Raw genomic sequence first — 14,044 nt, forward strand, 5'->3', positions numbered from 1 at the left:
TTCGCCGTCTCCCACGCCCGACATCCGATCAATTATCGTCGCGCGCGGCGGCAGAAAATGTTGCTTTCCGACATAGACGCATTCTGGCGGGAACGTTCCGCCGAGCCGGACGACGTGTTCGGTTTTCAGGTGCCGGTTTCAAGCCTCGAGGGCGCGGACAAACGCAGCAAGATGAAGCTTGCCTTTTTTGCCATGGCCGCCCGGCTTTGCGAGGGCAAAGCTGGGAGTGCTGCGAAGAGTTGAGGCCGCAGATCCGAGTTGGCCCTCGACACCGTCACGCCGCTGCATCGGCAACACGGCCAAGTTTTTGCAGGCCGCATTCACGGACGATCTCGGCAATGTGGGTAAACTGCGCCGAGAGCGGATTGCTCTTGCGCCACACCATGCCGATGGTGCGGGATGGTCTTGGCTCTGCCAGCCGAAATACCGAGACGGTGGATTGCCGCGTTTCCATATCGACAGCCATCTGCGGAATGAGCGTGACGCCGATGCCGGCGCCGACCATCTGGACCAGTGTCGAGAGCGAACTGCCCTCCATCAGCACGCGCGGCGGCGCGTTCGTTGTACTGCAGAAAGACAGTGCCTGATTGCGGAAACAATGGCCTTCCTCGAGCAGCAGCAGGCGCATTTCACCGAGCTTGCCGGCGCTTGGCACCGGCATCCCCGCATCCTCCATCGGCCGGACCAGAATGAATTCCTCAGAAAACAGCGGAACCTCTTCCAGCGACGCTTCAGACACCGGAAGCGCGACGATTGCCATGTCCAGCCGGGCTTCGAGGAGGTCCTCGATCAGTTTCTGTGTCACCGCCTCGCGCGGACGCGTTTCCAGTCCCGGATAATGCCGGGTGAGCGTCTTGATGACCTGCGGTAAAAGATAGGGCGCGACCGTTGGAATGACGCCGATGCGCAGGCGGCCGCTGAGCGGGCCGTGCCTTGCCCTCGCCAAATCCTGCAATTCATCCACTGAACGCAGGATCAGGCGGGTGCGTTCGGCGAATTCATCTCCGAGAGCGGTCAGCCTGATCTGGCGGCTGCCCCGTTCGACGAGCGGCGCGCCGATCAGCTCTTCCAGTTCCCTGATCTGTAGCGAAAGTGCTGGCTGGGAAATGGCGCATGCCTCCGCCGCCCGCCCGAAATGGCCGATCTTCGCCAAGGCGTCAAAATAACGCAGGTGTTTCATCGATAGTCCAATCATAAGCTGAGCATATCGCAGCCTTTAGAATATACAATTGGAAATTATGGAACCCGGCTGTTAGTCATCGTCATGACAGAAAGAGGATGTAGCTGTTCGGTATCACCAGCGTCACTGCGCGGTTTCCGTAAGGATGACCTGCTGTGGGCTGTGGTTCCAACATGCTGCGCATGTCGAATTGACTATGTCGTTTAATTACTAAACCCATCGGAGGGCGAAATGGACGCAACTTCAAAACCGGCTGGCAAGTGTCCCGTCATGCATGGAGGCAATACGGCCTCCGGGAAATCGGTTACCGAATGGTGGCCGAACGCGCTGAACCTCGATATCCTGCATCAGCACGACACCAAGACCAATCCGCTCGGCACCTCCTTCAATTACCGCGAAGCGCTAAAGACGCTCGACGTGGAAGCCCTGAAGGCTGATCTGCGCGCCCTGATGACGGAGAGCCAGGACTGGTGGCCGGCCGACTGGGGCAGCTATGTCGGCATGATGGCCCGCGTGACCTGGCATGCAGCCGGTTCTTACCGCGTGACGGACGGACGCGGCGGTGCCAACACCGGCAACCAGCGCTTTGCACCGCTCAATTCCTGGCCTGATAATGTGAACACCGATAAGGGCCGCCGCCTGCTGTGGCCGATCAAGAAAAAATACGGCAACAAAATTTCCTGGGCCGATCTCATCGCGCTCGCCGGAACGATCGCTTATGACGTTGCGGGCCTGAAGACGTTCGGTTTCGCCTTCGGCCGCGAGGATATCTGGGCTCCCGAAAAAGACACCTATTGGGGTGACGAAAAGGAATGGCTGGCACCGAGCGATGGTCGTTACGGTGACGTAACCAAGCCTGAGACGCTCGAAAATCCGCTTGCCGCCGTGCAGATGGGTCTCATCTACGTCAATCCGGAAGGCGTCAATGGCAAGTCCGATCCGCTTGCGACAGCCGCGCAGATGCGCGAAACCTTTGCCCGCATGGGCATGGATGACGAAGAAACCGTCGCGCTCACCGCAGGCGGCCACACCATCGGCAAGTCGCACGGCAATGGCAGCGCCGCCAACCTCAGCCCCGATCCGGAAGCAGCAGGCCCCGAATTTCAGGGCCTCGGCTGGATCAACACCAAGGGTCGCGGCATCGGCCGTGACACCGTGGTGTCCGGCATCGAAGGTGCCTGGACAAGCGAACCGACCAAGTGGGACAACGGCTTCTTCGACATGCTGTTCAAGCATGAGTGGACATTGACGCACAGCCCGGCTGGCGCGTCCCAGTGGGCGCCGATCACCATTGCCGAAGAGGACAAGCCTGTTGACGTCGAGGATCCCTCGATCCGCACCATCCCGATGATGACCGATGCCGACATGGCCCTGAAGGTCGATCCGATCTACCGCGAGATTTCGCTGAAGTTCAAGGATGACCAGGACCACTTCTCCGAGGTCTTTGCCCGCGCATGGTTCAAGCTGACCCACCGCGACATGGGCCCGAAGTCCCGCTACTTCGGCCCGGATGTTCCCGCAGAAGACCTGATCTGGCAGGATCCCATCCCGGCAGGTTCCACGAGCTACGATGTCGCTGCCGTAAAGGCAAAGATCGCCGCTTCCGGTCTGGCGGTCGCCGATCTGGTCTCGACCGCATGGGACAGCGCCCGTACCTTCCGTGGTTCGGACAAGCGCGGCGGCGCCAATGGTGCGCGCATCCGCCTTGCGCCGCAGAAGGACTGGGAAGGCAACGAGCCCGCCCGTTTGGCCCATGTGCTTTCGGTGCTGGAGCCGATTGCCCGTGAGACTGGCGCCAGCATCGCTGATGTCATTGTTCTCGCCGGCAACTACGGTGTCGAGCAGGCGGCGAAATCAGCCGGCTTCGATGTCGCCGTGCCTTTTGCACCCGGTCGTGGCGATGCCTCAGCCGAGCAGACTGATGCAGACAGCTTTGCGCCGCTCGAGCCGCTGGCGGATGGTTTCCGCAATTGGGTGAAGAAGGACTATGTCGTCAGCCCCGAAGAACTGCTGCTGGACCGCGCTCAGCTTCTGGGCCTCACGGCGCCGGAACTGACCGTTCTCATCGGTGGCCTGCGCGTCATTGGCGCCAATTACGGCGGCGCAGCGCATGGTGTGTTCACGCAGACCCCAGGTGCTTTGACCACCGATTTCTTCACAACGCTGACGGATATGGCCTATTCCTGGGTTCCGACCGGCGGCAATCTCTATGAGATTCGCGATCGCAAGTCCGGAGCAACCCGATACACGGCGACCCGCGTGGACCTCGTTATCGGCTCCAACTCCATCCTGCGTGCCTATGCGGAAGTTTACGCGCAGGACGACAACAAGGAAAAGTTCGTGCGTGATTTCGTCGCCGCCTGGACGAAGGTCATGAACGCCGACCGTTTCGACCTTGTCTGACAAGGCTGACTAGTCCAAAAAAGCCCCTCCCTGAGCGATCAGGGAGGGGCAATTTTCTATCTGCGGTCTGAGGATGGAACCGGTTTTCCGGGTGATGGCTTTTCGCCACTATCCCCCGGCGCCTTGCCGCCCTTTTCATTCTCATGCGCATCCGGCCCAGCGACGATGACGCCGCGGCCCTGCTCTTCGCGCTTCTTGTCGGCGAAATCGCCGGGTTCCTTTTTGTCGTTCATAGTGATCTCCCTTCGTGATTTCATTTGTCTGGAGATCAAACGGCTGGTCGGGGCAGAGGTTCCAAGGCTCACATTGGAGCGGGATCGACTGCCAGGACAGCAATGTTTTGCATTACAACCATCTTTGCTATTAACATGAATTGATAAGTCATGTTATTGCGGCCTCATATGGTGGAGCGTGCGGCGCCGTTATCGTGACGCGCATGTCTTACAACCTCGGCTCGACAACTGAACGGTACCCGCATTGAGTTTCTGGCACTCCATGACCTGGCACACGGAAGGGATCAGCGTCACTGCGCCGGTCAAATGGCGCCAGCTGGACGGGCTCGTCAGCGCCTTCTGGGAGGCAGAGAGCCAGATGGGCGCGAAGGGTTATTACCTGGCCGCCGATCCGCGTATCATGATATTTTTCAACGATGTCTCGTCGCGCATCAGCATTTCCAACCGCGACGGCGAGTTCACGCAGCATTCCCGCCCCATGACGCGGGCGGTCTATGTTCCGGCCGGTGTTCCGATGTGGACGAGCAGCAATGCTACGCACAGGTTTTCGCGTCTCAATCTGCATATCCACAAGGACCGCCTGCTGCGTTTCCTGTCGCCATCGGTCGGCAGTTCGGCGGCGATGACAGCCTTGCGCCGCCCGGTCGAGATACAGGATATCGGTTCGGTTGAAACACTGGCTGGACTGCTTGTCGATGAACTCGCCGAGCCTTCGAAACATGCGGTCTATGCGGAAAGCCTTGTTGGCAGCATCGTTGCCGGTCTCCTCGATATTCCCGGATCTTCGCCGGAACAGGTAAATGGCAGGCTGACGCAGGCGCAGATGAACAAGCTGCTTGCCCGTGTCGAAAGCCGCGGTGACGACCGCATGACGGTTGCAGAAATGGCCGACATCGTCGGGCTTTCGGAAAGCTGGTTCGCAACCGTGTTCCGCCAGACAACGGGCCAGACGCCGCTGCAATGGCAACTGGAGCGGCGGATAAGCCTTGCTCAGAAACTGTTGCTCGAAGGCGATCTCACGGTGGCCGATATTGCCGCCCAGCTAGGCTTTTCCGATCAGGCCCATTTGACCAAGGCCTTCCGCCAGTCCGTGGGCAATACGCCAGCCGCCTGGCGACGCATGCACAGGCTGCTTTGAACGGTCGCCTTGCCGTCTACTCAGAGCGGGTTCGGCGCATGCCTCGAGCCTCGCTCCACGTCACCCCAGGGGATGACGTGGAACGTTAGGATGGTTACGTAGTATTTTGAAAAGTATGGATATACTTACCCTCACCACGTCTTGCGCAGCGTAGCTGAGAACGCTCGGCCGGGGTTGTAGAAGTCTGCGCCGAAACCGCCATAAGAGACGTGCTTCTCGTTGAAGAGGTTGGAAACATTCACCTCCAGCGAGGTGGTTTCCTGGATTTTGTAGCTGAACGCTGCGTCCATGGTCACGCTGCTGCCTGTCGAAACCTTGTTCGCATCATCAAAATAATACGCGCCAGTGAAGTGTCCGCCGAGCCCGAAGGTCATGTCACCGCGTTTGTCGTTGCCAGCCAGCGTGTAGTTTACCCAAAGCGAGGCCTGATGTTCAGGCACGAATTGCGGGCGGTTGCCGACATTGCCAGCGATGCCGTTTTCGGTGATTTCCGCGTTGAGATAGGAATAGGCCGCCGTCAGGCTCAGCTCGTCGGTAACCTCCGCCTTGGCCTCGAGGTCGAGACCGCGCACGCGCACCTCGCCGATGGTGGTGGGCAGGCTGGTGATCGGGCTGGTGACGGTAATATTGTTTTTCTTGAGGTCGTAGATCGATGCCGTGAACAGGGCAGGGAAGGCATCCGGGCGATACTTCACGCCAAGCTCGATCTGCTCGCCGCGTTCGGGCTCGACGGTCAGACCCGAGGCCGGCACCACGGATTCGGCGTAGCTGATATAGGGCGCGATCTCGTTCGTGACCTTGTAAGACACGCCGATGCGCTTTGTCAGTTCGCTGATATCGCCGCTTGCCGTCGTGCCGTTCAGCCTGTTGGTCTGGTCGGTGTCGATCCAGTCATTGCGCAGACCGGCGCTGACGGTCAGCCTGTCGAAGAAGGTCAGGTCCTGCTGGAGGTAGAGTGCCCTTGTCTTTTGATCCGTCAACGAGCTGGCGTAGAGCGGCACCGAGGCGGGTGCACCGGTATAGACCGGGTTCAGCCAGTTGATGCCTGGCGCAGAACCGAAGTAGCTTTTGCTGCCGGACGAGTAGTCGTTATAAAAAACGCCGACAAGGCTGCGGCTTTCGACGCTTTCGAACGTCGCGTCATATTGCAGCCGGGTGTCGATCAGGAAATTCTCGGTTTCGGTCTCGTTGCCGAAATAGGAACGGTTGGCGATGGTCGAGCCATTGGTCGGTGTGGACGAGATATACGCATAACCGAAATCGGTATTTGCCTTGCTGTAGCGCGCGTTCGAACTCAGCGTCAGGCCAGAGCCGAAATCATGGTCGAACATCACGCTCAGCGAATTGCGGTTGGTGCCGCGGTAATTATAGTCCGGTTCACCGAAGAAACGGCTCCTGTCGAAATGCGAGCCGACCGGATGGCCGCCGCCGCCGGGAACGCCGTCCTTGTTGAGATGATCGTAAACGACGGTGAGGCTGGTGGCATCGGTGGGCCGCCATGTCAGGCCGCCCATGAAGAATTTTTCATCGTCGCGGGAATAGTCATATTCCGCGTCGGCATTTCTGAGCTTGCCGGTCAGGCGGTATGACAGGGTATCGTCGCTGGTGATATTGTCGCCGAAATCGAAGCCGGTTTCAGCGCGGCTATAGGAACCGCCTGTCACATAGGCCTCACCAAAGCGGCTGCGTTTGGGAACCTTGGTCGAGTAGTTCACCGAACCGCCGGGATCGGATACGCCAAAGGTCGTGGAATTGCCGCCCTTCAGGACTTCCACGCGCTCATAGGCATAGGTCTCTTCGCGCAGCGCGCCGAAGGGACGGCCGAGCGTCAGCCCGTCGCGATAGGTGTAGGCGTCGAAACCGCGAATCTTGAAATAGTCGAAACGGTCGTCCGAGCCGTAGAAATCCGTGGTCACACCTGCCGTGTATTGCAAGGCTTCTTCCACGGTCTGCACGCCACGCTGCTGCATTTCCTTGGCGGTGATGACCGAAACAGCGGCCGGCGTATCGAGAATGTCGGTTGCCATCTTGCTTCCGCTTGTGGTGCGGGTGGCGACGATCGACTTCTGGTCATTGTCACCGCTGTCGATGGTGATGCGCTCGAGAACCGTGCTACCGCCCGTATTGGCGGCCTCCTGCGCCAGCGAACGAGCGGGCAGTACCGTCACAAGCGCCGTGCAGGCAAGAAGGGCTGCCTGCCCGTAGCGCAGTCGCGCGGTCCCGCCGTTGACGCCATTCATTTCAGTTTTCATTGCTAAATTCCAGAAGTTGATGCCCCAATCGCCGCTTCCACGGCCCGCTCTCGAAGCGCCCAATAACTTGAGAAAGTTTGTCCGGTATTGTAACTTTTTGCGGTTTTGTACAAAACCCCGGAAATTTCACCACTGTTGTGGCGGCATTTCCTCACCGGGGTTGACGGAGGCATGTGAAGCTGAGAGTTCAAGTCCACTTTTGAACCGTTGAGAGCTTCGCCCATGCTTTTCCTGTTTCGCTGCCTCGCGCCGGCATTCGTGTTCTTCCTGTCGATGATCGCGCCGACCATTGCCTCGGCGGAAGAGGCGACGCGCTATCCCGTCGTCATCAAACACGCCTTCGGCACGACCACGATTGCGAGGAAACCTCAGCGTGTCGCGACCGTCGCCTGGGCAAACCACGAGGTGCCGCTGGCGCTCGGCATCGTGCCCGTCGGTTTTGCCGCTGCCAATTTCGGCGATGATGACGGTGATGGATTGCTGCCGTGGGTGGCGAAGCAGCTTTCTGAATTGGGTGCTGCAAAGCCTGTTCTGTTTGAAGAGGGTGATGGTATCGATTTCGAGGCCGTGGCGGCAACGCAGCCGGATGTCATCCTCGCCGCCTATTCCGGCCTCAGCCAGTCCGACTACGATACGCTAAGCCAGATCGCACCGGTCGTTGCCTATCCCGTGTCACCGTGGGCAACCGACTGGCGCGAGATGATCCGGCTGAACAGTGCCGGGCTTGGCATGGCGGCGGAAGGTGAGGCGCTGATCAAACGCATCGAGGGTGAGATCGCGCAGGTGGTTGCCGGCCATCCGCAGCTGAAAGGCAAGTCTGCGATGTTCGTCACCCATCTCGACGCCACCAATCTCAGTGTCGTCAATTTTTATACCGCCAATGACAGCCGGGTGAAATTTTTCACCGATCTTGGACTGACCTCGCCGAAGAGCGTGGCGGAGGCGACGAAACCGGGGCAATTCGCCGCCGGCGTCAGCGCCGAGCGCGTCGATGCCTTTGACGATGTCGATATCGTCGTGACCTATGGCAGCCAGCCATTGCTCAAGGCGATGCGGGCCGATCCGCTGCTTGCCCGCATGCCTGCCGTTGCCGATGACGCCATCGTCATGCTGGGGCGTGATCCGCTCGGCACCGCATCCAATCCCACACCGCTGTCGATTTCCTGGGTTTTGAAGGACTACGCCGATCTTCTGGCGAAAGCAGCGGATAAGTCCTCCGGTAAAGCGAAATGACAATGGAAGGGCCTGCCAAAGGTCCGGCCGTGCTGCCGAGCGGCCGCTCCAACCGCATGCGGACCGCATGGCTCAGCGCCGTGCTGGCGCTTCTGGTGCTGCTATGTGCGCTTTCCGTGGCGATTGGCACCCGTGACGTCACGTTCGCTGACATCACGGCAGCGCTTGCCGGTCGCGTCGAGACGGTGGCGGAAGCGGCTGTCGCGGTTCGCCTGCCGCGAACGCTGCTTGCCCTGCTGTCCGGGGCAGCGCTCGGGCTCGCTGGCGCCATCATGCAGGGCGTTACGCGCAATCCGCTTGCCGATCCCGGTATTCTTGGCGTCAATATGGGCGCATCACTTGCCGTCGTTATCGCCATCGTCTGGTTCGGCATTGCCTCGGCGCAGGCCTTTATCATCACGGCGATTGTCGGGGCGGGTGCAGCTGCGGTTTTCGTTTATGCCGTCGGCTCGCTCGGACGCGGTGGGGCAACGCCGCTGAAACTCGCTCTGGCCGGTGCCGCCACCTCTGTCGCCTTCTCCTCACTCGTCATTGCCGTCGTGCTGCCGCGCAGCGATATTGCCGGTGGCATCCGTTCCTGGCAGATCGGCGGTGTCGGTGGTGCGACCTTTGACCGGATTGAGACCGTGCTGCCGTTTCTCGCCGCCGGTTTTGCCATCAGCCTTCTTTCGGCACGCAAGCTGAATTCTCTGGCGCTTGGTGATGAGTTGGCTGCCGGTCTTGGCGAGAATGTCGTAGTCGCGAGAGCCATCGCATCCTTTGGAGCTATCCTCCTCTGCGGCGCGGCGACTGGCATCTGCGGGCCAATCGGTTTCGTTGGGCTGGTCGTTCCGCATCTCTGCCGCCTGCTCGTTGGCGTCGACAATCGCTGGCTTCTGCCGTTTTCCACGCTCGGCGGCGCCTGTCTGCTGCTTGCGGCCGATATTGTCGGGCGCATCGTGGCGCGGCCGTCCGAACTCGATGTCGGTATCGTCACCGCCCTTGTCGGCGCACCTTTCTTCATCTGGATCGTCAGACGTCAGCGGGTACGCGAACTGTGAACATGCACACGTCCGTCATGGAAACATTGCTTTCCAACCGTCACGACCGCCAGCGCCGGCGTCGCCTTGTCATTGCAGCCCTTTCAGCTCTTTTGATCGCGGTTTTCGCATTGACGCTGATGCTGGGACAATCCTTCACGCCGCCTGGCGACGTCCTGCGGGTGCTGCTCGGAGAGGACATTGCCGGCGTCACTTTCACGGTCGGGCAGTTGCGCCTGCCACGCGCGCTGCTCTCCGTTCTCGCGGGACTGAGCTTCGGGCTGGGTGGTGTCGCCTTCCAGATCATGCTGCGCAACCCGCTTGCCAGCCCTGACATTATCGGCATCAGTTCCGGCGCAAGCGTGGCGGCGGTGTTTGCCATCGTCGTCCTGCATCTGAGTGGACCGCTCGTTTCGGTTTTCGCCGTCGTCGCCGGGCTTGGCGTCGCATTGCTGGTCTATCTGCTGTCATTCCGCAACGGGGTTGCCGGAACGCGGCTGATCCTTGTCGGCATCGGCGTTTCGGCCATGCTCGAAAGTTTCATCGCCTATATCTTGTCCGTTGCACCGGCCTGGACGCTGCAGGAGGCGATGCGCTGGCTGACGGGCAGCGTCAACGGCGCAAAACTTGCCCAGACGCTGCCGCTCTTCGTTGCGCTCATCCTCTTTGGCGGCCTGATGCTCAGTCGAGCGCGCGATCTCGAGGCATTGAGGCTTGGCGATGATACGGCCGCGGCGCTTGGGGTCCAGGTGGGGAGAACGCGCATCATCGTGATGATCGCCGCCGTCGGCATGATCGCCTTTGCCACGGCAGTTTCGGGGCCGATTGCTTTCGTCGCCTTTCTGTCCGGGCCGATTGCCGCGCGCATCGTTGGCAGCAATGGGTCGCTGCTCATTCCGGCTGCGCTCGTTGGGGCAGCCTTGGTGCTGGTGGGCGATTATTGCGGCCAGTTCCTGCTGCCGGGCCGTTACCCGGTCGGCGTCGTCACCGGCGCGCTCGGCGCGCCCTATCTGATCTACCTTATCGTGCGGGTAAACCGCAGCGGAGGCTCGTTATGACCAGCCACTCCCTTTCCGTGAACCGTCTTTCGGCCGGATACGGTGAAAGCCTCATCATCGAAGGGCTGGATCTTGTCGTTCCGCGCGGACGGATCACCGTCATCGTCGGTGCCAATGCCTGCGGCAAGTCCACGCTTCTTCGCAGCATGTCGCGGCTTATCTCTCCCCGCGCCGGTCAGGTCCTGCTCGACGGAAAGTCGATCCACCGTCTTCCCTCGCGCGAACTTGCAAGACGGATGGGTCTTTTGCCGCAGTCACCGATTGCGCCCGAGGGCATCGTCGTTGCCGATCTGGTCAGCCGCGGCCGTCACCCGCATCACGGCCTTTTCGCGCGGTGGTCGCGCCAGGATGATGAGGCCGTGGCCGCAGCCCTCGTCGCCACCGATACGGTGGAACTTGCCGAGCGGCCTGTGGACGAACTCTCCGGCGGGCAACGGCAACGCGTATGGATCGCCATGGCGCTTGCCCAGGAGACCGAGATATTGCTGCTCGACGAACCCACCACCTTCCTTGACATCAGCCATCAGGTGGAAGTGCTGGATCTTCTGACGGACCTCAACCATGCCCGTCAGACCACCATCGTCATGGTGCTGCACGATCTCAATCTCGCGGCGCGCTACGCTGATCATCTGGTCGCCATGACCGGTGGAAAGCTGCATATCTGCGGCACGCCGGATGAGGTCCTGACGGAAGAAAACGTGCGGCACGTCTTCGGCATAGAAAGCCGTGTCATCGAAGACCCGACGTCGGGCAAACCAATGATGCTGCCGATCGGGCGGCACAGGACGGCGGCGCAACGGCCGCAATAATCCATCTATTTTTGCGGTGACCGTCTGCGTCCACGGGTGGTGGTTTTAACCGGAACGCTCGCGCCGTACTCGTTCCACCATGCCATCAATGCCTCCATGGTCGGGCCAAGTCCTTTCGCCTTTGCCGTAATTTCATATTCCACGCGTGGCGGAACCTCTGCAAAGACGGTGCGAGAGACCAGTCCATCTGCCTCGAGCTCACGCAATTGGGAGGTCAACATGTGCTGTGTGATGCCGGGAATGGCTTTGCGCAGCTCGTTGAAACGATAGATCCGCTGGTTGAGAAGCCACATGATTTCGAGCTTCCACTTGCCGGAAAGCAGCGCGAAAGCGCGACGCATTTCCTCGTGCATGTTAATGGTTTCACCACCATTAGTCTGGTTTTCCATACTTACCACGCCAAATTCATCCTACTTGCACATATTCATTCAATAGCACATTTTCCATGTGAACGCCGGATCATGAGCCGCAAGCTGTTCCGGAACAACGAAAATATTGAACAAATCAAGCTGCCGAAGACATTCGGCGGCAATGGATATCCCATGTCTTCATTCTATATCTACTGGGTCGCAACAACCCTTCTCGTCCTGCTCTATCTGGCGTCGGCAGTCACCTACGTCGTCAAATCCGACTGGGTGAGGGAGACGATAACCGGCTTCGGTTACCCTGCCTACCTTGTGCCTCTTCTGACGGCGGTGAAGATCGCCGCCGTCATCGCCATCCTTGCGCGGTTCAACGTCGCCATCAGCGATCTGGCGTATACGGGGGTACTGTTTCACCTGCTGCTGTCCGGCCTTGCACATATCGGCGTCCGCAAACCTGCCGGTGCACTGCCTGCCGCCATCGGCCTCGGGCTGCTCGTCGTTTCCTTCGCCATGCAGAACGCTGCACGCGAAGTCCCATCCCCCTATGCCCTTACACGGCAGCTCTGACGCATTCATCACGAAAGGAAATCAAAATGGGAAAACTGACCGGAAAAGTAGCCATCGTGGCTGGCGCAGGCAGAGGGATTGGCCGTGCGACGGCAGAACTCTTTGCAAGGGAGGGCGCCAAGGTCGTGGTATTGTCCTTGACGCCTGCAAATGTGAACGCGGTCGTCAGTCAGATACAATCCAGTGGTGGCACCGCGCTCGGCATCGTCTGTGATCTTGGCGATGGCCAACAGATCACCCGGGCTGTGGCTGAGGCAGCGGAGGCATTTGGCGGCGTCGACATTCTCGTGAACGTCGCGTTCGACCCGACTGCCGTCCACTCCCCGATCCTCGAGCTGACAGTCGAGCAACTGCAACGAAACCTCGATATGGGGCCGATCGCTTATCTTCGCACGATGCAGGCTTGTTATCCGTACTTGAAGGCCAGTGGCGAGGGCCGGATCATTAATTTCGCGTCGCTGGCCGGTATTCTCGGCATGTCGCCGTATGGACCTTACAACCTTGCCAAGGAGGCCGTCCGCGCCCTGACGAGATCTGCTGCGCGCGAATGGGGTCCTGACAATATCACCGTGAACAACCTGCTTCCCGTTGCCGACACCTGGGGTGCGGGCGTCGACGCTCCTGCTCCCACGAATGCCCTTGGTCGTTACGGTTCCCCTGAAGAGGATATCGCTCCGGTGGCTCTCTTCCTCGCAAGCAGCGATTCGAGGTTCATTACAGGCTCGAGCCTGACCCCCGACGGCGGCCAGATTATCGACAGCGCCCGCTAACGCCCCGTTGGAGTGCCGGGCAAACAGGCCGGCACTTCGCTCCGTTGTCTCTTCTGCCGCTCCTGATTTGCACCTGCCGGGCAGAACTCAAGGCCATGCGGCATAGGACGGCGGTGCTACGTTCTGTATGCGCACCGCCATTCGCCGGAAACGGCCGGGAGACGTGCCTTCATTGCGGCTGAAGAAGCGGTTGAAATACCCAGGATCCTGAAATCCCAATCGAAACGCAATTTCAGCGACTTGCAGTGAGGAGTTAAGAAGAAGGTCACGCGCTTCGGAAAGCAGTTCGCGGTGAATATAGGCCTGTGGTGAAAGCCCCGTTGCCTTGCGCACCACAAATCCAAGACGTTCACGGTTGACGCCGAGTTGACCCGCATAGTCTTCCACGCCCCATTGATCGCGTTTGTGCTGACTGACAAGTAGAACAAACCGCTCGGTAAGGCTGCCTGCGGTGGAAGCCGCGCCCGCAACGTCGGCCATCGCATGCTGGCAGATGCGGATAAGGGTGACGGATAACAGGCTGGCGATGATCGTATCCGATCCTGTCGATGACCGGAAATTCTCATCCGCGATGGTGTCGAGATAACCCTCCAGTTCGTGGCTGTCTTTTTCAGCCAGCGTCCGGGTCAGAACGCGCTGCAATGTGCTGCGCACCATGATTGCGCTCGTTCCGGTTGGCATGGCATGCGCAAGGCCGATTTCGGTCGTTTTCAGCAGTGATCCGCGGCTTCCGGCATTCAGCCGCAGGCGGCCGACGGGGCCGGAGGCAGGCAGCCAGGCCAGCCCCGGCGCGGTAACCACAAGTGTCTTTTCGCACTGAATGATCTCCGCTTCACCGGCTGAGACGATGACAAGATGGGCTGCGCCCTGTTCCAGCTTGAACTCCGACACGCGCAGGGACGAAGTCAGCATGCGCGCCGTCGTTTCGATCCTGTTAGCAGCTATCTGGCCGTGATGCGGCATTCACCCTCCAAAAGTACAATAATGCATTACATTAGTGCATTTTATATGCGCCTG

Annotated in this window: 14 protein-coding genes; 9 read left to right on the plus strand and 5 right to left on the minus strand. The window is 59.9% G+C overall.

Translation table 11 applies throughout. The features are described from left to right. Window positions 1–57: 57 nt before the first annotated feature. A complete protein-coding gene (locus J5276_RS30445; protein ID WP_247749984.1) occupies window positions 58–243 on the plus strand; it encodes a hypothetical protein in 186 nt (61 codons plus the stop codon). Between the two features lie 31 nt (window positions 244–274). Here the strand turns inward: J5276_RS30445 and J5276_RS23210 are convergent, their stop codons facing one another. After that, window positions 275–1,195 (minus strand): hydrogen peroxide-inducible genes activator, encoded by a 921-nt coding sequence (locus J5276_RS23210; protein WP_013761123.1) that lies wholly within the window; start codon window positions 1,193–1,195, stop codon window positions 275–277. A gap of 216 nt (window positions 1,196–1,411) precedes the next feature. Here J5276_RS23210 and katG point away from each other — a divergent pair, with 216 nt between their 5' ends. After that, window positions 1,412–3,583 (plus strand): catalase/peroxidase HPI, encoded by a 2,172-nt coding sequence (gene katG / locus J5276_RS23215; RefSeq protein ID WP_174012397.1) that lies wholly within the window; start codon window positions 1,412–1,414, stop codon window positions 3,581–3,583. A 56-nt stretch (window positions 3,584–3,639) separates the two neighbouring features. Here the strand turns inward: katG and J5276_RS23220 are convergent, their stop codons facing one another. Next, complete coding sequence (locus tag J5276_RS23220; RefSeq protein WP_004431216.1) at window positions 3,640–3,816, minus strand: hypothetical protein; 177 nt, start codon at window positions 3,814–3,816, stop codon at window positions 3,640–3,642. Window positions 3,817–4,060: 244 nt separating this feature from the next. Between J5276_RS23220 and J5276_RS23225 the strand changes: the two genes are divergently transcribed. Then, complete coding sequence (locus tag J5276_RS23225; RefSeq protein WP_209159663.1) at window positions 4,061–4,954, plus strand: AraC family transcriptional regulator; 894 nt, start codon at window positions 4,061–4,063, stop codon at window positions 4,952–4,954. Between the two features lie 131 nt (window positions 4,955–5,085). On the opposite strand, the gene J5276_RS23230 is transcribed toward J5276_RS23225, so the two are convergent. Next, window positions 5,086–7,206, minus strand: a complete 2,121-nt coding sequence (locus J5276_RS23230; RefSeq protein ID WP_174012399.1) for a TonB-dependent siderophore receptor — start codon at window positions 7,204–7,206, stop codon at window positions 5,086–5,088. A gap of 222 nt (window positions 7,207–7,428) precedes the next feature. Between J5276_RS23230 and J5276_RS23235 the strand changes: the two genes are divergently transcribed. Genes J5276_RS23235 through J5276_RS23250 form a run of 4 tightly spaced genes read left to right on the plus strand, consistent with a single transcriptional unit; the run spans window position 7,429 to window position 11,325 of the window. Beyond that, window positions 7,429–8,439: an iron-siderophore ABC transporter substrate-binding protein gene (locus tag J5276_RS23235; protein WP_174012401.1), complete on the plus strand. Its 1,011-nt coding sequence runs from the start codon at window positions 7,429–7,431 to the stop codon at window positions 8,437–8,439. Further along, window positions 8,436–9,479, plus strand: a complete 1,044-nt coding sequence (locus tag J5276_RS23240) for an iron ABC transporter permease (RefSeq protein ID WP_174012403.1) — start codon at window positions 8,436–8,438, stop codon at window positions 9,477–9,479. Before J5276_RS23235 ends, J5276_RS23240 begins: the two co-directional genes overlap by 4 nt. A 2-nt stretch (window positions 9,480–9,481) precedes the next feature. Beyond that, window positions 9,482–10,516 (plus strand): iron chelate uptake ABC transporter family permease subunit, encoded by a 1,035-nt coding sequence (locus J5276_RS23245; RefSeq protein WP_174012406.1) that lies wholly within the window; start codon window positions 9,482–9,484, stop codon window positions 10,514–10,516. Beyond that, window positions 10,513–11,325 carry an ABC transporter ATP-binding protein gene (locus J5276_RS23250; protein ID WP_174012408.1) on the plus strand — a complete coding sequence of 271 codons (813 nt, stop codon included), beginning with the start codon at window positions 10,513–10,515 and terminating at the stop codon, window positions 11,323–11,325. The genes J5276_RS23245 and J5276_RS23250 overlap by 4 nt, the downstream gene beginning before the upstream one ends. A gap of 5 nt (window positions 11,326–11,330) precedes the next feature. On the opposite strand, the gene J5276_RS23255 is transcribed toward J5276_RS23250, so the two are convergent. Continuing rightward, entirely contained in the window at window positions 11,331–11,714 is a 384-nt protein-coding gene (locus J5276_RS23255) for a helix-turn-helix domain-containing protein (protein WP_035200376.1), read from the minus strand. A gap of 153 nt (window positions 11,715–11,867) precedes the next feature. Between J5276_RS23255 and J5276_RS23260 the strand changes: the two genes are divergently transcribed. Both J5276_RS23260 and J5276_RS23265 read left to right on the plus strand, forming a co-directional pair. Beyond that, window positions 11,868–12,257, plus strand: coding sequence for a DoxX family protein (locus tag J5276_RS23260; RefSeq protein WP_174012410.1), 390 nt, complete (start codon window positions 11,868–11,870; stop codon window positions 12,255–12,257). A gap of 26 nt (window positions 12,258–12,283) precedes the next feature. After that, window positions 12,284–13,027, plus strand: coding sequence for an SDR family NAD(P)-dependent oxidoreductase (locus J5276_RS23265; RefSeq protein ID WP_174012412.1), 744 nt, complete (start codon window positions 12,284–12,286; stop codon window positions 13,025–13,027). An 87-nt stretch (window positions 13,028–13,114) separates the two neighbouring features. On the opposite strand, the gene J5276_RS23270 is transcribed toward J5276_RS23265, so the two are convergent. Beyond that, the gene (locus tag J5276_RS23270) at window positions 13,115–13,990 is read right to left on the minus strand and encodes a helix-turn-helix transcriptional regulator (RefSeq protein WP_174012414.1); all 876 of its coding nucleotides are present in this window, start codon (window positions 13,988–13,990) and stop codon (window positions 13,115–13,117) included. Window positions 13,991–14,044 lie beyond the last annotated feature (54 nt).

The organism is Agrobacterium sp. S7/73, assembly GCF_019355535.1.
Taxonomy (GTDB): Bacteria; Pseudomonadota; Alphaproteobacteria; order Rhizobiales; family Rhizobiaceae; genus Agrobacterium; species Agrobacterium tumefaciens.